General features: G+C 57.9%; 16 protein-coding genes and 2 pseudogenes. 7 read left to right on the top strand and 11 right to left on the bottom strand.

All coding sequences use genetic code 11. The annotated features are described in order from the left end of the window. Window positions 1-163: 163 nt before the first annotated feature. Window positions 164-2,143, bottom strand: coding sequence for a protein-L-isoaspartate(D-aspartate) O-methyltransferase (locus tag WGT02_RS25150; RefSeq protein WP_208247263.1), 1,980 nt, complete (start codon window positions 2,141-2,143; stop codon window positions 164-166). A gap of 673 nt (window positions 2,144-2,816) precedes the next feature. Between WGT02_RS25150 and WGT02_RS25155 the strand changes: the two genes are divergently transcribed. Then, entirely contained in the window at window positions 2,817-3,023 is a 207-nt protein-coding gene (locus WGT02_RS25155; protein WP_082321345.1) for a KTSC domain-containing protein, read from the top strand. A 37-nt stretch (window positions 3,024-3,060) separates the two neighbouring features. Here WGT02_RS25155 and WGT02_RS25160 read toward each other — a convergent pair whose 3' ends face one another. The 7 genes and pseudogenes from WGT02_RS25160 to WGT02_RS25190 all read right to left on the bottom strand — a co-directional run bounded on the left by WGT02_RS25160 (window position 3,061) and on the right by WGT02_RS25190 (window position 7,567). Continuing rightward, window positions 3,061-3,324: a hypothetical protein gene (locus WGT02_RS25160; RefSeq protein ID WP_339151210.1), complete on the bottom strand. Its 264-nt coding sequence runs from the start codon at window positions 3,322-3,324 to the stop codon at window positions 3,061-3,063. Between the two features lie 307 nt (window positions 3,325-3,631). Beyond that, a complete protein-coding gene (locus WGT02_RS25165; RefSeq protein ID WP_208247268.1) occupies window positions 3,632-4,096 on the bottom strand; it encodes a YbhB/YbcL family Raf kinase inhibitor-like protein in 465 nt (154 codons plus the stop codon). Window positions 4,097-4,133: 37 nt separating this feature from the next. Further along, window positions 4,134-4,271: a BON domain-containing protein gene (locus WGT02_RS25170; protein ID WP_082321346.1), complete on the bottom strand. Its 138-nt coding sequence runs from the start codon at window positions 4,269-4,271 to the stop codon at window positions 4,134-4,136. After that, a complete protein-coding gene (locus WGT02_RS25175) occupies window positions 4,268-4,399 on the bottom strand; it encodes a hypothetical protein (protein ID WP_258579344.1) in 132 nt (43 codons plus the stop codon). Before WGT02_RS25175 ends, WGT02_RS25170 begins: the two co-directional genes overlap by 4 nt. 440 nt (window positions 4,400-4,839) lie before the next feature. Next, a pseudogene (locus WGT02_RS25180) lies at window positions 4,840-5,354 on the bottom strand (metallophosphoesterase); the annotation flags it as partial. An 83-nt stretch (window positions 5,355-5,437) separates the two neighbouring features. After that, a pseudogene (locus WGT02_RS25185) lies at window positions 5,438-7,197 on the bottom strand (glycogen debranching protein). A 211-nt stretch (window positions 7,198-7,408) separates the two neighbouring features. After that, complete coding sequence (locus WGT02_RS25190; protein WP_167546231.1) at window positions 7,409-7,567, bottom strand: hypothetical protein; 159 nt, start codon at window positions 7,565-7,567, stop codon at window positions 7,409-7,411. A gap of 129 nt (window positions 7,568-7,696) precedes the next feature. On the opposite strand from WGT02_RS25190, the gene WGT02_RS25195 reads away from it, so the two are divergent. From WGT02_RS25195 to WGT02_RS25210, 4 genes are all read left to right on the top strand, one after another. After that, window positions 7,697-8,377 (top strand): hypothetical protein, encoded by a 681-nt coding sequence (locus tag WGT02_RS25195; RefSeq protein WP_339151209.1) that lies wholly within the window; start codon window positions 7,697-7,699, stop codon window positions 8,375-8,377. Window positions 8,378-8,718: 341 nt separating this feature from the next. Continuing rightward, a complete protein-coding gene (locus WGT02_RS25200) occupies window positions 8,719-9,069 on the top strand; it encodes a helix-turn-helix transcriptional regulator (protein ID WP_208247270.1) in 351 nt (116 codons plus the stop codon). After that, window positions 9,069-10,355, top strand: coding sequence for a type II toxin-antitoxin system HipA family toxin (locus WGT02_RS25205; protein ID WP_208247272.1), 1,287 nt, complete (start codon window positions 9,069-9,071; stop codon window positions 10,353-10,355). The genes WGT02_RS25200 and WGT02_RS25205 overlap by 1 nt, the downstream gene beginning before the upstream one ends. A 170-nt stretch (window positions 10,356-10,525) precedes the next feature. Continuing rightward, window positions 10,526-10,687 (top strand): DUF1328 domain-containing protein, encoded by a 162-nt coding sequence (locus WGT02_RS25210; RefSeq protein WP_024316316.1) that lies wholly within the window; start codon window positions 10,526-10,528, stop codon window positions 10,685-10,687. 200 nt (window positions 10,688-10,887) lie between these two features. Here WGT02_RS25210 and WGT02_RS25215 read toward each other — a convergent pair whose 3' ends face one another. After that, complete coding sequence (locus WGT02_RS25215; protein WP_208247274.1) at window positions 10,888-11,379, bottom strand: ferritin-like domain-containing protein; 492 nt, start codon at window positions 11,377-11,379, stop codon at window positions 10,888-10,890. 259 nt (window positions 11,380-11,638) lie between these two features. Further along, window positions 11,639-13,324 carry an arylsulfatase gene (locus WGT02_RS25220; protein ID WP_208247276.1) on the bottom strand — a complete coding sequence of 562 codons (1,686 nt, stop codon included), beginning with the start codon at window positions 13,322-13,324 and terminating at the stop codon, window positions 11,639-11,641. Window positions 13,325-13,825: 501 nt separating this feature from the next. Between WGT02_RS25220 and WGT02_RS25225 the strand changes: the two genes are divergently transcribed. Next, window positions 13,826-15,061 carry a DUF763 domain-containing protein gene (locus WGT02_RS25225; RefSeq protein ID WP_208247278.1) on the top strand — a complete coding sequence of 412 codons (1,236 nt, stop codon included), beginning with the start codon at window positions 13,826-13,828 and terminating at the stop codon, window positions 15,059-15,061. 105 nt (window positions 15,062-15,166) lie between these two features. On the opposite strand, the gene WGT02_RS25230 is transcribed toward WGT02_RS25225, so the two are convergent. Further along, window positions 15,167-15,397 (bottom strand): hypothetical protein, encoded by a 231-nt coding sequence (locus WGT02_RS25230; protein WP_024316312.1) that lies wholly within the window; start codon window positions 15,395-15,397, stop codon window positions 15,167-15,169. 633 nt (window positions 15,398-16,030) lie between these two features. Here WGT02_RS25230 and WGT02_RS25235 point away from each other — a divergent pair. Further along, entirely contained in the window at window positions 16,031-17,116 is a 1,086-nt protein-coding gene (locus tag WGT02_RS25235) for a YihY/virulence factor BrkB family protein (protein WP_208247280.1), read from the top strand. Window positions 17,117-17,134: the final 18 nt, after the last annotated feature.

Genomic DNA, 17,134 nt, shown 5'->3' on the forward strand with positions numbered 1-17,134 from the left:
TCACCGCAAAAACGCGGGGACGCTTGGATCGGGGGCACCGGAACGACGATCTTCGAAATCCGGTCGTGTTCCCGCATGCGATTCAAACAGAAGTCGACGCGCCCCTCGGCTGTGGTTCCCCCTGCGTTAGCGTTCAACGGCCTTCTGATCGCGTAGTTTTGGATCAAAGACCGAAGGGAAAGGTATCATCGTCCCGGCCACGAACCATCTCATTATCCTGACGGCTGACTGCGCGCGTATAGTCAAACCAGACGAAGGCGTCATACTGCCGGGGCATCGATGTTAGCATGTAATGGCTTAGGCGTTCTGATCCAGGACGATAGATGACACCAATAAATCGCTGAAGTCGGTCGTCGATCAGGCCCGCGTGGAGCTCCTTGTTGCGATCGAAGTCGAGTAGGAAACGCGCTTTTTTACTTTCATGACATAGCCGCTCATAGCTACCGACCAGGGACGGATTGATCGTCGCAATCTGCGCTGGCCCGTCCCAATCAGTGGCTGCGAGGACCTCGCCGGAATCCGTACCAAATCCAATCAGGCTGGTCATTCCGTCGAAGCGCTGCCGACGGAGCTGTCCAAGATTGATCTCGTCGCGAGCCGATGCCAATTCAGTGAAACGGGCGTCGCCAATATGGGAATTATGGGCCCAGACGACAATCTTAGCGTCGGATCCGTGGAAATCGATAAGATGCTGAACCGTCTCGGCCATGTAAGTATCGCGTAGGTTCCAGGCATCCGAACCGCCGTAATACATGATGCGATAGTATCGTTCCGCCGCAGCCAGCAGTCTCGCCGACTGAGCCGCGTCCAGGAATTCGTCCCCGCCGCCAACGGCGTTCTCCAGCGACTGCGCGAGGAGATCCTTGCACTGCTTCAATACGGCTTTCTCACACGATCTGTGAGCATTGCTCAGAACCGCTCTTCCATATGTCGCCGGGTTGTTCTGCCACGGGCTAAGACAGCCATACCGTTCGCGGGCCACCAACGCCGCTTCCGGATCGACGCGATCAAGGTATTCGAGGACAGCTCGGATCGACGCTGACATGTTGTAGAGATCGAGACCGTAAAAACGGATGGGGGTCTCGCTCGAGCGCTTCTGACGTTCGTTTTCGGACACCATCCAACGGACGAACTCGGAAAACTCCTTATTTCGCCACATCCACGTCGGAAAACGTTGAAACGCTGGATCGCCTACGGCCTCTCTCCCACCAAGCAAACGATTGATGGCGGCAGCGTCGGGCCAATCCGCTTCGACCGCCACCATGTTGAAGCCATGATGCGCGATCAGATGGCGGCTGACAGCGGCACGGGCGCGGTAGAATTCCGACGTGCCATGCGTCGATTCACCGAGCATCACAATCCGGCGATCTCCGAACCGATCAAAGAGGTCCGTGAAGCTTTGATGCTCGATCGACGCGAACTCCTCTGCCGCGTTGGCGATTAGTTCTTGCGGCGTCTTCTCAGGCGGCCACGAGCGGGTCGCCTCAGTGTACATCGGATGGACGATGCTCCAGGCGTCATCTCCGATCAGCGGAACAAACAAGACACCCCCGAGGTCTTCCTCCTCAAATTCGTCCGCACCGATTCGGGTGAACCGCTTCAGCCGCTGCTTGTCATCGCCCACCGGGATGAGGAGCCGTCCGCCAAGGTCCAACTGTTCCTTGAGGGCCGAGGGTATGGTCGGCGTGCCTGCCGACACGATAATTGCATCGAAGGGCGCGGCCTCGATCCAACCCTTGCTGCCGTCGCCGATACGCACGTCGATGTTGCCATAGCCTAGCTTGCCGAACCGCTCTCTGGCTTGCAACGCTAAGGATTCGTGGCGCTCGATGGTGTAGACCTCGCTGGCAATGCGGCTGACAACGGCAGCCGCATACCCAGAGCCGGTTCCGACCTCCAGGACCTTGTCGCCGGCGTCGAGACCCGCCTTCTCGATCATCAGCGCCACTATGAAGGGCTGCGAGATCGTCTGACCATGCCCGATCGCAAGAGGCGTGTCTTCGTAAGCGAACTCTTCGAAACCTGGGTCGACGAACGCTTCACGCGGCACGGTGCGCATCGCCCTTGCAACATTGCGATCATGGATGCCGCGGCGAACAACATGCTGCTCCACCATCCGGTCACGGCTGCGCGCCAAATTCATGGTCTGCTCCTCCTAGATGATCGTGCTGATTCACGGACATGTGGTTCAAACACGTCACTGGATATCCAAGTTCCATCCGGTGCGAGATTGGGTCAGGATGGACCGGTGGGCCGCGGTTTTGGCCGACACCCTCAGCGCGACGCTGCCGCGCGCATGCTTGTTCTTGAGCGGGAGGACGAACGGGTTTTGTTAAGCCGATAATAACATTTCTCTACGTGCCAGCAAAACACCGCAATAGGAATTCTATTTCAGTTCAACCTTCTCAGATTCGCCTTCCGGCGGCAGACGGCGCTCTCTCGCCTCGCTGACAGAATGTGTAACTGCACTTGGATATCGGCCCGTCTATCCCACCAGAGCGGCGGCGGAACTCATACGCTTCCGAGCCGTTATCGAGTACCGGGAGTTTCGCTACCGAAGACCGGTTGCCGACATCCATCGAATGTTGATCGCTACGCTATTGGGATGGCCCATTGGAGCGGTTCTTGGAAAGGCCCGCGGTAACCTCACGAAGAATTCAATCGCGGAGGTCCAAGGCGCAGCAGGATGACGGAAGCCAGGCCAAAAAGGGCGTCGAGGAGACAAGTATCAACCACTTCAAGTCCGATTGCGAGGCGGTATCCATTGTGCTCGACCACTGAAGTGCGTGATCACCAAGAAAACCGAAGAGTTAGCAATGCCTTCTCATTTGATACGGAATGCTAATTATGACCCAGCCACCCGCACGCTCTCGATCTGGCTGGTCACGAACGAGAACCGCTACGACTATCGGGACGTTCCTCCCGAAACATATGCGGCGTTTCGGTCTGCCTTCTCGAAAGGGCGCTTTTTCAACACCCAAATCAGGAATCGTTTCACATACCGGATTTCTAAAGACGAGTGACGTGCCCGCCTTCTCCAAAGCAGCAGCCCCTCCTTGCTCACTCATCCGAGGCAGAGCGAAGGTAGGGCTGTGCGACTTTGTCTTGTTCCTCTCCTGGTAACTCGAAATCAGAAAGGACAAGGTCGATGGTGTCGGTGTTCCGATCAGTGGGTACACTTGTGTTGAAGACTGCTTCAGGATGTCGCTTCCACACGTCAATTGCAGTTCCGCTGACGCCAATGGACCTGCCGTGTACGATGAAGACGCCCTCGATCGTCGCGCGTTCGATATCGTCCCATGTGACTTTCATATCGTACTCCATCGGATGCTGAATGGCCGTTAACGCAACTCGCAGCAACATCGTCGCAGGGCACATCTGCCAGCTCGACCGGGATAAAACGATTATCCTTCAGGTCGCCTCTGGAAAGCCGCTGACGGCTGCGTTTCCTGGCGCCTTGCGGATACCACGGGACCTGATCGCCTGAATGATAGAACTCTATCACGACGTCACTCTCTTGGGCCTGGCCGCCTCGTGAAAGCGAGGGTATTTCAGACAATGCCCTGTCTCCTCTTGCTCATGTGGTCCAATCAACTGCAACCCGTCCCGCGTTCTCATCCGATCCTGGCATTCAAGATTGCTCGAAGGTCCCGGTCAATGACGCTTGGGCAATCGCATGCTTGCCAGCCTCCTCCCACATCGCTTTCGCGCCAGCTTGGGCCGGGATCGAAAGATTGAGGACGTCGAGCGCAGCAAGCTTGAACTGATAGCGGTGGGTCCCGTGACCCTTTGGCGGCTGCGGACCGTCATATCGCGCGTTACCAAAATCGTTGTTGCAAAAGCGGGCGGTACCTCCAGGTGCGGTATCGGAACTTTCCGCCAACTCGTTGCGCTCGGGCGGAATGTTAAACACGCCCCAGTGTCTGAAGGTCCCGTTCGGCGCATCCGGGTCTTCGACCACCAATGCGAAGCTTCGTGTGTTGTCAGGTGCGCCGCTCCAGGACAGCGGCGGCGCGATGTTTTCGCCAAGGCGGCTGTACTTTTCAGGGATGGCGCAACCATCCGCGAAGGCGGCGCTCGTCAATATGAAAGGCATTGCGATCTCCCGGTGCAGGAGCCAAAGCTCCTCAAGTTCAGATGTTCGGGTTGCCGACGGTTTCATCCCCGCTTTTGACCCGCAGATTGTTCTGGACATGCGAAACGCCGAACGCATCATCGGCAATGTCTTCTGCCCTTCGCTTGTCCTGGCGGCTTGAAACAAAACCGTTCAATGTGTTGTCGCCTTGCAGTTCTTCGTCTTCAGGCGGCGATGTGATGCCGCGAGAGCGCTTGTCCCGGGATCGTCGGCCAGATCAATGTCGCTCGGCGTGTCGGACTTGAGATGCTTGGATGAGTTCACGACGCTTTCCTCCTCCGCTCCTTGAGGTCATCCAACTTCTGTTTGTTGCAAAAGTTCCCGACCGCAGATGGGAAAATCGGCTCCGAGCGACTATCCTCCCCTGGCAAACCGCAGGCGGCAACAGGACGCAATTGCAAGCGCCTTCGGGAAGTCGGCAGTGAGCGTTCGCTCAGCGCGAGGCCGAAGGGGAAAGTCTGGTCGATTACCGCCCTTCAATGTCCATCCGCTCAAATCGCGCCAAGCGCGGCGGCCGGCTGCGACTTCGAGCACCTTGTCACTGGCGTCTATCGGTTTCAATCATGAGGCGACGATGAAAGGCTTCGAAATTGTCTGGCCTTCGCCGACAGACGCGGGCGCTTTCCCAAAGGGAATTCCTCGAAGCTGCCGTCAACGAACATTTCACGGTACAGTACGCATTGCTTTGCAGAGGCTGCGGTCCTGACGGCCGCGACATGGAAGCGGTCAATGGTTTCGGCCAGCCTGGACGAGCCCAGAAAGGGATAGATTTCCTGGGGTTCGCCCTCCACGGTCCCGACAATCGGGGCATAATGCAGAACCACCATCGCGCGGTCTGATCTGACGCGACGCATGGCGTTTTGAGCCGCATGGATTCCTCGACGCTTTCCGCAACCATGGCCTTGATGGCAGCTTCCCCGGATGATCCGAGCATATGGCGGCCAAGGCCGCCGGCAAAGCCCTTGACCCCGACGAAAGCCGCGCCGTCGATCTCCACGGGCTGGCCATTCAGGAGTTTGACGCATGCGTCGATGAGCACTGCCGATACCTCGTCGACCATGCCGCTTTCGCGGTCGCAATTTCCGAGAACGGCGATGATGGGGATCGTGCAGCTTCGCAATTTTGCCGCCAGCAGTTCGGCTTCCTTCGGCTTGCCGAGATCCGTCAGATCGCCTGCCATGACCAGGACGTCGGCGGCCGGGGAAATCTCGGCCAACATCGCCTTGTAAACCAGCAAGGCGAGAAAGGCTCTACTCGAAGCAAGCGAAACGGAGGTGCATCACTCACTGCGGCGGGCAGCGCTCACTTCGGCCTTAGCAGGGCGAGACTGCGGGGCTCCAATGGATAGTCTTCTGCTCGGAATAGGTCGGCAGCCACAACGCCCGGATCGGCCGTCGTCAGTTCAAGAACCCAGCCGGTTCCAGCATGCGGCAGATGGAAGATCACCTGGCCATCGTGTGGGTTGAACAGAAATAGCACGTCATTCCATCCCTCCTCATCAACCAGTTCGTCACACGACAGCCGCAGTCCGAGTGTCGTGCTTCCCTCGTCATCCCAGTGCTCGTCGGTCTGCTCCCCGCCGGTGGGGTTCAGCCAGGTAATGGCGATGCCATTGCGCCAGCTTTCTCGACGCAGGAGTGGTTGGCTTTGGCGAAGTGCGATCAGCCTGCCGGTGAATTCCCGAAGTTCGGTTGCACTGTCTGGGAGGCCTTGCCAGTGAAACCAGCTGACCTCGCTATCCTGGCAGTAGCCGTTGTTGTTGCCCATCTGGCTGCGGCCGAACTCGTCTCCAGCCAGCAGCATGGGCACGCCATGGGAGAAAAGGAGCGTGGCAAGAAAGTTCCGTTTCTGGCGCTCACGGACCAGATTTATGCCAGCGTCGTCGGTTGGTCCCTCGGCGCCGTAATTGAAGCTCCGATTGTGGTCATGGCCGTCCTGATTGTCCTCGCCGTTCGCCTCGTTGTGTTTGTCGTTATATGAAACCAGGTCATTCAACGTAAAGCCATCATGGGCGGTCACGAAGTTGACGCTCGCCCACGGCCTGCGCCCGCGAAAGTCGTAAATATCGCCGGAGCCAAGAGCAAAACGCGCGGATGCGACGTATTCACGGTATTGCCGGTGCCAGTGTCATTGATGTAGTAGCGCGGCTCGCCGGGCATAGTCCGATAATAGGAGAAGTTGTCGATGCCCTTGAAGGAGAGGGTCGGGCCAAGTTCGTTGCCCTCGGCAGTGTGATTGTAGACGACGTCGAGGATGACTTCGATGCCGGCGTCGTGAAAGGAGCGGACCATATCGCGAAATCCCGCAAGCCCGCGCGGACCATAGTATCTCGACGCGGGTGCGAAGAAACCAATAGTGTTGTAGCCCCAGTAATTTCTCAGGCCCTTGTCGAGGAGGTGAGGGTCGTCTGGAAAATAGTGGACAGGCAACAGTTCGATCGAGCTCACGCCAAGGCTCTTCACATACTGCACGATCTCCCGTTCCGCGAGACCCTCGAATGTTCCACGCAGTTCCTCCGGAATGGCCGGATGAAGCCTGGTCATCCCGTTGACATGGGCCTCGTAGAAAATGGTGCGTGACCAGGGCGTTCCCGGTCTGGTGTCCTTTTCACTGAAGTCGGCCGCATCCACGACCCGACACTTCGGCATGTCAGGAGCGCTGTCTGTGTCGTTGAAGGACAGGTCCTTCTCTTCGCTCTCCAGATCGTAAGCGAAGGTCGTCTGGCCCCAATTCACCTCGCCGACGATCTCCCGCGCGTAGGGATCGAGCAGCAGCTTGTTGGGATTAAAGCGATGGCCGTTTTCGGGTTCGTAGGGCCCGTGGACCCGGTAGCCATAAAGCACGCCCGGCTTCAAACCTGGAATATGGCCATGCCAGATCTCATGGGTGTATTCGGGAAGCAAGATTCGCGTTTCTTTGCGCCCGTCTGCGTCGAAGAGGCAAAGCTCCACCCGCTCGGCATGGGCGGAAAACAACGCAAAGTTAACGCCGCCTTCAGTCGGCGTTGCGCCAAGCATCGTGAAGTCACCGGGATCAACGTCGTGTACAGGTTCGTGTGCCATGAGAGCCCCGCATTTAATCGGCGCGACAGGAACACAATTCTTCTGTGTTTGTTCCGAGAGGCTATTCCTCCTGAGCGTTCGGGCACGGCGGAGGACCCGAGCGACAGAATTCAGTCACGCGGTGATCGGAAGCGAGAGAATTTGTTTCACACGAACGCCAACGGTTCCCCGTGCCGGCGTCAATCCGTTGCGACAATGCACTGTCCGTCGCTTAAGGGCCATCTCGGCGGCGCCTTGTAGCGCTCCTTAAAACATCCAGGTTGCGTCGCGCTTCCAGCCAGTAGTCGAGATAACCGACGCAAATATAAAGCAACCTCTTGCCGTTGATGGCGACGACCAATAACAGCGCAGCCAAAATGAGTGTTGTCATCGTTCGATCCTCAGTCTTTGATGAAAAAACCGACAAGCAGCGCTAAGGTTCCATGCTTGAACGATGCCCTCAAAGCAAAGGAATGGACACAGCCACACGACAGAGCGTTTCAGGCCCGTAGCGCATGCCGTGACCCAGGGTGCGCGCAGCGGAAGTGAGGGACAAGGCTGGAAAAATCCACCTGTGCAGAGACTGCCGATTTCATCTCTTTCCGGGTCTGCCACGCTCGTGCCGAAATTTACTGCTGTTGGCTTCTTTCCTGAACCACGGGGGCGCCGCATGGAATTCATCAATCGCTACGTTGATCGACCGTTGCTTGACGGAGCGTCGAGCGCGCTACGCGCTTGGCATGTCCGCACCGGTCAATCCCCGGAGAGACTTGGTCCTAGCTGGAATCTTTCCGTGCTGTTTGTGCTGCTGGCACTGAGCGTCCGATTTCTTTCTGGCACCGGGTTGGTGCTTGGTGCTGCCACTTTGGTCATGCTGTCCCTGCCTTCAGCGTTTAAACTCATGTCCAATCGCCGCGGCCAACTTTACAACGCACGCGCCTATCTTGCGCTTGCCACACTGGCATTGAGAAAACGCGAAACCGAGTGGGCCCTCCGCTTGATGATCCTTCTGATCTCCGCCTGCCTGCCAATTCTTAGCCGATCCGATGACCCTGCGGGCAGCTTGTTTCTCATCGGCGCCAGCCTTTGGTTCGTCCTGACCGCGCCAGCAAACACATATCTGCAGGCCGCCGAGCCTCCACAGCCAAGCGATGGGGAGCCACGGTTCAGATCAGAGCGATCGTTGCAATTCGGCTCGTAAATGGCGCGTAGCGCGTCCGTTTATTCGAGGTCATATCCGGCTGCCCGCGAGGTCAAACGCGACACCATCAAATAGCGCCGCACCGGCACAAAGCAGCCGAAAACCGAGCCGCAATTTCCAATCCTCCCAAACCCAATTCGTCTCAATCGGGCGACGCACCGTCTCGACCGGATGAAAGACAGCATAAGCGTGCCTTCTCGACGCAATCCTGCACCGTTCATGTCATCGGAAAGCGGAATTCCGCACATTCCACTACGCTATTGCTGAATTCCGCATGGACATCTATAATGCCTGGAAGTGCGATATTCCGCACGGATTTATTCATATGAGCGGAATTCAGCATGATAGACACGATTTTCACAACTCTGGGCACGCAACTTCGTTCAGTTCGCAAGCGACGCGGCATCACTCAGCCTGACCTCGGAACGCGAACCGGGCGCGACCGAGCCCGTATATCCGAGCTCGAACGTGACCTAATAAACAATCGCTTGGGACGCGATCGCTTAACCCTTTTTGCGGAAATTTGCGATGCCCTCGACCTCGTGCCGGTGCTGGTGCCAAGGTCGCGCGTGAACGAAGTGCGCCAGCTAATCGACGAACAGACCTTGGAGAGCCGGCGCTCCCGACAGGTCACAACGGCATTCGATGAGCTTTTCGTTGATCTTGGTGAAGACGATGAAGAGGAGAGGTGATGGCGAAGGTTCCAGCAATACTCGGTGTCTATGTTCTCGATCACGCGCTCGGTACGATCAGGGCAGGGACCTTGACGCGCGATGCCGACGGCGGCGTCGCGTTCGTCGTAGCCGAGACCTATTTGCGTGACGCAAAACGGCCGGTTCTAAGCCTCGGTTGGCACGACCCTGATGATGATGAACGCACGCGCGATCGGCTCGCAAGCAGAGCAGATAAAATCGGACTGCGTGGCACCTTGCCCCCGTGGTTTTCCGGATTGTTGCCTGAAGGCGCTTTGCGAGAACTGGTCCTGAGTGAGATGGGGCCGGGTGACCACGACGAGTTCGATGTCCTGACCCGACTGGGCGCTGATCTGCCAGGTGCCGTCCTGATTGTTCCGGAAACCGGCGTGCCGCCCTCTGCGGGCCCACTCACGCTCCAGAATGTCCACGGCTTTAAGGCACCGTTGCCAGACGGGACCATAAAATTCTCGCTCGCCGGCGTTCAGCTGAAGTTCACGGCCAACCCACAGGGCGAGCGGCTGACGGTTCCCGGTCGCGGCGATACCGGTCGTTGCATCATAAAAGTGGGGAGCGACAGGTTCCCTGGCCTCCCCGAAGCCGAACATGCGGCTATGCAACTGGCTGGAATGATCGGGGTCAGGACAGCCAACTGCCGTCTCGTTCCTCGCGAAGCAATTCAAGGCGTTCCGGCTGAACTCCTGGCGCATGGTAAGAATGTACTCGTCGTCGATCGCTTTGATCGCACTGAGGATGGCCGCGGCCGTATTCACATCGAGGATGCGGGACAGATCCTCGGCGCAATCGGTGATCGGAAGTACACGCTGGCAACCACAGAAACCGTCATAAATATGGTTCGGCGCTTCAGCTCCGATCATCGCGACGACATCATGGAGGCTGTTCGCCGTGTCGTTGCCGATGTCCTGCTTGGAAACGGCGACAATCATCTGAAAAACTGGTCTTTTTGCTTTCCGCAGCCAGGCGAGGTCCGGCTCTCGCCGGCCTACGATATCGTGCCGACAATCTTCTACATGCCGGCAGACAAAATGGCTCTCAGGTTTGTCAAAACACAAAACTTCGAAAACGTGGACCTCCATCGTTTCGAACGCGTCGCAAGTTTTCTCCGGCTCGACTCCAAATGGATCACCCGCGAGGTGACGACGGTCGTAAAACGCGCACTTGAATTATGGCCGTCAGCGGTGCCCGACCTGCTCGGGGAGGAGCGAGCAAAGCAGATCATCGATCGCCTCGATACGCTGAAGCTTGTCGGCGAGGTCAGAGGTTGATGCGAGAGCTGGCCGTCGCGTTGCGCCATGTGTTCGGCCCCGGGGACAATAGACATACAACCCATCGCCGAACTTGGTCTCTGTCGCAATGTCGACCGGACGCGGCAGGATGCATCTGGAACCAATTAGCCGGTCCATCGTTGTCGTTCCACGCAATGATGGAGGTGAAAATGCTTTACTATGCGTTGGTGTTCCTGGTGATAGCTCTGATTGCCGGCGTTCTGGGATTTGGCGGAATAGCGGGAGCATCCGCTTCGATCGCCCAGGTGCTGTTTTTCGTGTTCCTCGTCCTCTTTGTTGTTTCGCTTGTCATGCGTGTAGCTCGACGGTGACGCTTGGACGTGCGTTGACGATCGTATTTGCTGCAGAAGCGAGCCGGTCAGGTGATGGAGTATCCGAAGACGCGTCGCGGCCGTGGCGCGTCTTCGGCGCATCGGTCCTCGCCACGGTCGATTGTATCGGATGAAGGCGTCCAACGGTTGAGGGAGCGGCGGCCGCCGGGCTGGCGGCAGCCGCTTGTCTGTTGTGAACGCTACGCCGCCTTCGCATTGGCGACGGTAACGGCAAGCTGCGTCAGCTTCTTGTCGGTCGCCTCCTCTTCGGCGAGGCTTTGCTTGAGGAGCGGGATCGCATTCTTGAGCCCGAGCTGAGTGGCCCAGGCAATCAGCGTGCCATAGCGGGCGATTTCATAGTGCTCGACGGCCTGTGCGGAAGAGATGAGGCCCGCGTCGAGCGCCGGAGAGCCTTTGAACTCTTCCATAATATCCTCGCCTTCCGCGATAATGCCCTGAATAGCCTCGCAAGTCTTGCCACGGGCGGGTTTGCCAAGCATGTCGAACACCTGCTCCAGACGCTCGACCTGGCCTTGTGTCTCATCGCGATGCTTCTGGAAGCCGGCTTTTCCTTCCTCTGATTGCGCGGCGCGCGCCATCTTTGGAAGAGCTCGAAGAATTTGCTTCTCGGCGTAGTAGATATCTTTGAGCGTATCGAGGAAAAGATCGTCCAGCGTCTTTTGGGTTGCCATGTCATCCTCCTTTGGCGGTTTATGCCGTGCGAGAACTCTCCCCGAGACGATATGTTCCAGAACAAGGCATGAAGCGTCTCGTCTCTCATGGATCAGCTACTGAGGGCAGACGTGGCTGACGATGAGCTACATTGATAACGAACGAATAGACGGATCACTTTTGGCCCTAGCGGACCCAAAAATGCCGCGCGTGATTTGACGGACATTTCAAAAAAAGACGGGCAGCCGTCGGACCACCCGTCATCTTGAGCGCGCTCGACTAATTGCCCGGCTTGTTCTTAATGGCTGCATCGATCTGCCGCTTTACGGCCTCGAGGTTGAACGAGGCCGGGTCCTGCATCGGCGGATAGTCTATTGCCGTGAGCGCAAGTTTGCCGACTTCCTGCTGAACACTGACGAAGCGCCAGAACTCGCGGGCATAGAAGTCATTCATGTAGCCTCCACCAAGGTCGTTGAGGTTTTGCGAGCCAATCGACGGTGTCCGCTCGAAGGGGTCCTGGCGGATATTGACCATGGTGGGCATGTCCGTCGTGACCTTTGCGCCGGGCCAGCCCTGTGGCTGCTGGAAGAACTGATACTTGAAGTCATCGATGCGAACTGCCCCCAGAGAAGGGCCGCCGAAGTAGAAGAATTCATGACGTGCGGATGGCGAATTGCCCTGCAACAGGTCCAACTGGTTGTAGCCGTCAAGATGGTTCTTGTAGGTCTGATCACCCAACTTCGTGCCCTTCAGAAGTTCATCGGTGATGTTAGGATTGCCAGCAGCCGCCACCAGTGTGGGGAACCAATCCAGAGCCGAAAATATGCCGTTCTCGACCGTACCCGGCTTGACCTTGCCCGGCCAGCGGATGATGGCCGGTGCGCGGAAGCCACCCTCCATCACGGTACCCTTGGTGCCCTTGAACGGGGTCATGCCGCCATCGGGCCAGGTGAACACCTCCGCCCCATTGTCGGTGGTGAAAACGACGATGGTGTTGTCGGTCTCTCCCGCGTCCTCCACGCATTTCAGGATCGCACCGACGCTGTCATCGAGCTGCGCCATTCCAGCTTCTTCGAGCCCGTAGTTGCTCTCGCTGTTCATGAGGGCTTGGTATTTGGGCGACAGAAAAGTCCAGACGTGCATGCGCGTCGTGTTGTGCCAGACGAAAAACGGTTTGCCGTCGGTCTTGGCCTTGTCCATGAAATCGCACGAAGCCTTGACCAGCACTTCGTCGAACGTACCCATGTCGTATTTGGCCTTGGGGGCAATATCGTGCATGTTCGGCACGTTGGACATGTCGGGGTACGGTGCTAAGGGACCTTCGTCTACGATCCGCTGCTTGCCGACCTTGCCCCAACGCGGTTGCTCGCTGGTGTCGTCCGTGTCTGATGCAAAGCTGTGGACCAGGTTGCGCGGCCCGACTTTGTCACGGTACGATTGGTCGTTCGGAAACGAATACCAGTAGGGGTCTGACATCGCATCGAGGTGATAAAGGTAGCCAAAGAACTCGTCGAAGCCATGCAGTGTCGGCAGAAACTTGTTCAAATCGCCGAGATGGTTCTTGCCGAATTGCCCCGTCGCGTATCCCTCGGTTTTGAGAGCGGCAGCAATCGTTGCCGCCTTGTCAGGCATGCCGACGTCTGCGCCCGCCTGACCGACGGTCGTCAGGCCGGTGCGCAACGGAATTTCGCCGGTGATGAAACTCGCCCGGCCGGCGGTGCAACTCGCCTCCGCGTAATAGTCGGTAAACATCATGCCGTCGGCTGCCAGCTTGTCGAGATTGGGCGTCTTCCCCGACATGATGCCCCGGTGATAGGCCCCGATATTGAACCAGCCGACATCGTCACCCATGATGACAAGGATGTTGGGTTTTGGCTGCTGTTGCTGTGCAACTGCTGGCGCAGCCAGTGCGCTCGTCAGCGCCGAAGCCAACAGACCAAAGCAAAGGTTTCTCATGCTACTCATGATGCTTGCCTCCGTTCTTGAACAGCATTCAGGGCATAAAGGTGCCCCTCCCTATGACTGCGGATATGAGGTGGCTGCATGACGCAATGATGCTTGCGTACATTCGAATAATTGTTACGTTCCACAGGAACGAGCGGCTCCTGACATGAAGATTTGGCAAATATGCAAATTGCGGGAGCCTTACGGCCGTTCCGTTGCGCCCCCAAGCAAAGATTAGGTTTAAATCCCTCCCGAGCGTTGGATGCTACCACATGTGTAGCAATTCTAATATTGCCCTAAAGGGCATACGAACACGCGTGGGTTGCTCCGAAAATTGGATGTTCCTGCAGTCGAACGTGTAGGGCCGCCTGCTTGCGCGCCTTCGGGAAAATCCGCAATATGCTGGCGATAGCGCCCATCGGATCGACATGCTGGAAGTGCGGACCCGGAAAAAACAACTGGCCTGGCAATCCGATCTCTGCCGCAAGGCAACGAGCTGAACCGAGACGAGTAACCGAATAGATGTCCAAACGATCAGGCAGTGCTGACTTACCGCTTCATGGCGGACGGGTTCCTCCTTGGCTCAGCGATCGAATGACCAGGCTCGGCGCGCTCATCGCCGAGGCAATCGTCCATCACTACGGCCGCGACGAGTTTCTCCGCCGCCTGTCGCAGCCATTCTGGTTCCAGTCCTTCGGTTCGGTCATGGGAATGGACTGGCACTCCTCTGGTATCACCACCAGCGTGATCGGGGCTCTCAAGCGCGGCCTGAAACCGCTGTCGGGCGAATTGGGACTGCATGTTTGCGGTGGTCGAGGCGCCCAGTCCCGCAAGACGCCGGAAGAGCTGGTCGATATCGGATATCGCGTCGGGATCGATGGTGCTCGCCTTGCCGGCGTCAGCCGTTTGGTCGCCAAGGTGGACAGCGCTGCCGTTCAGGACGGATTTGATCTTTACCTGCATGGGTTCATCGTTGCCGATGACGGCAAATGGGTCGTCGTGCAGCAGGGGATGAATGATGAAAGGCGCCAGGCCAGGCGGTATCATTGGCTGTCGGAGGGCCTGGAGAATTTCCTCGATTCACCCCACCGTGCGATCGAGGGGCGTGGGCAGGGCAATATCATCAATCTCGCTGATCGGCGGGCAGATCGATCGCGGCTTGGTCAACTTGACATCCTCGCAACACTCGGACCCGACGGCATCGCGCGGGAGGCAAGCGCACTCGCCCAAAGCGCCGAGCGGGAAGCCGTCGTGGCCGATCAGCTGGTCTTGCCGCATCTTGTCATGCCGGCTCATCACGACGTGCGCGCTGGCGACATCGTCATGAAGCGCCTGCATGGAAGTCTGGCCGCTGCTGCCGATTGCGGCCCGAAAGACTATCAGGATCTGCTGCTCGTGCCGGGCGTTGGGGCACGCACGGTAAAGGCGCTGGCCATGGTGGCGGAGGTGGTACACGGTGCGCCCTGCCGCTTCTCCGATCCAGCCAGGTTTTCGCTTGCCCACGGCGGCAAGGATCGTCATCCGTTTCCCGTGCCGTTGAAGGTATATGACGAAACCATCCGCGTGATGAAATCGGCGATCTCCAAAGGCAAGCTCGGACGCGAGGAGGAACTGGCTGCTTTAAAACGCCTGGATATCCAGTCACGACAGATGGAGCAGTACGTCACCGGACCCGACCTTAAGGAGATCATTGCCGGCGAGTTTCGCGATTCGGAGCATTTCGGCGGACGCAGTGTCTTTGGCTGGGAGAGACGTTAGGGCGCCCGAGGTTGGGGTTATCGCCGCCATCGGCAAAGCCTGCACGGACGTTCACGCTCATGGGTGACAAGATAAGCGGCACAGGCTGAGCGGCAGGCCGGAATGCTAGGCACTGCGGGCGCGAAGTCTTCTCACGATGTCCGCAATCGCGCCAAGCCGTGTCCGGATCTTCTCTTGTCGGCGCGGCTGAAGGCCGTTCTTGAGATCGGCGAGAGCCTGAGCGCTCAGACGAGTTGTGGTCTGTGTCATCATCGGGTCAACAATCAGCGCGCCCTTCTGCTGATCCAGGACCGCCCAGTTGCCGTCTTCCTGCTGTTGAATGGTGTATCTGTCCAAGTTTCGATCCCCCCAACGACAAATATATCGCGATCGCTGGATGATGAAAGGATCGGTGGTCAGTATTTTAAGCAAGACGGTAAATGAGCATCGCACCGGGTTTTGAGCCGCGCGCGGACAACTTTTTGCGCGCGGGGTAACGGCAGACACGCGCTTTCGATGCCTCGAGCGACCGCTATCGCTGCTCAACCCCAATGGTGCCAGTCGTGATCGGATCGGCGACGTCTCTGCCAAAAGGGTTGATGGCAACAAGAGCCGTCAACACGGCAACTGCGGACCAGATTCTAAATAGCATGTAGGGAACCATCAAACACCCGTCAGTGCGGCCCAATAATCGCACATCCCTTATGCCGACAATCGGTCAAGAAACAGTGAACCGCGCAAGGGAGAGGAAAGCAATTTCGTGCGCCCGACGCTGTCGCTTCACGATTCTTCAAGCGATCTCAGGGGTGGCAAATATCACCGGCGCTCCATCGGCCCGGCGCCCCCGTCCGCCGCGTCTCGACCGGTAGGAAAGACAATATCGACGCCGACACCGGGCAAGCGCCTCGGGGGACAGCAATTGTATGGATGATCAAACGCATCCTTTCGGGAACAGCTGCGTTAATCTTGGCGAGAAACGGGAATTGCCCGATGCCAAGACGGCCACCGTCCCAGAGGGTGTCAACCGCTACGGTCTTATTGATCGCGGCCGTGAGCGGCGCAATCCTTCTCGGCAGGTCGCATCTCAATCCGGCTGGGGTTCGAACGATCGATCCTTTGGAGCCTGGGCGCGGGAGACATGCCGCGGTTCCAGAAGCCATACCGATCAAAGGATTGCGTGACGTCTTCTTTCGCGTGGTCAAGGAGGTGTCCGACGACCGCGTGACGCTGATCGCTGGAGGGGTGACATTCTATCTGTTGCTGGCCCTCTTCCCGGCGCTTGCGGCATTGGTCGCACTTTATGGTCTGATGGCCGATCCTGTCACAATGTCTGATCATCTTCGTGAACTTGCCGGCCTGCTCCCGCCGGGCGCCTTTGACATCATCTCCGATCAGATCAAGAACCTGGTCGAAAGTCGCAACAGCACGCTCAGCGTGACCTTCATCGTCGCATTGAGCATTGCCCTGTGGAGCACTCACAGCGGCACACTGGCCGTGTTTGATGCGATGAATGTCGCCTACGAAGAGAAGGAGAAGCGCAGCTTGGTCAAACTGAATGCAATCGCCTTGTGCTTTACGCTCTGTGCAATGCCATGCGCGGCGATCATGATCGGGCTGGTCGCTGTGATGCCGGCGGTGCTTTCCTACCTGTGGCTCGATCAGTTCAAGGAACATATGGCCTTGTTGCTAAGGTGGCCAGTGCTTCTGTTGATCGTCGGCGCAACCGTGACCGCCGTCTACCGCTTCGGCCCAAGCCGGGAGCCGGCAAAATTCCGCTGGATGACCTGGGGTGCGGTGCTCGTGACGCTGACATGGTTTGCCATGTCGCTCGGTTTCTCGTTCTACATGAACCACTTCGCCGACTACAGCGCCACTTACGGGACCCTAGGCACGCTTATCGCATTCCTCATCTGGACGTGGCTTTCGATCGTGATCCTGATCGTCGGCGGCGAACTGAATGCAGAGTTGGAACACCAGACCGCGAAAGACACCACCACCGGGCCCGAGCTGCCGATGGGATCGCGCGGTGCGTATGTCGCGGACTCGCTCGGCGAGACGGCGGACCGCCTGAAGTAGCCAACGGCGAAGAAGCCC

The sequence above is a fragment of the Rhizobium sp. T1470 genome (assembly GCF_042140505.1).
Classification (GTDB): Bacteria; Pseudomonadota; Alphaproteobacteria; order Rhizobiales; family Rhizobiaceae; genus Rhizobium; species Rhizobium favelukesii.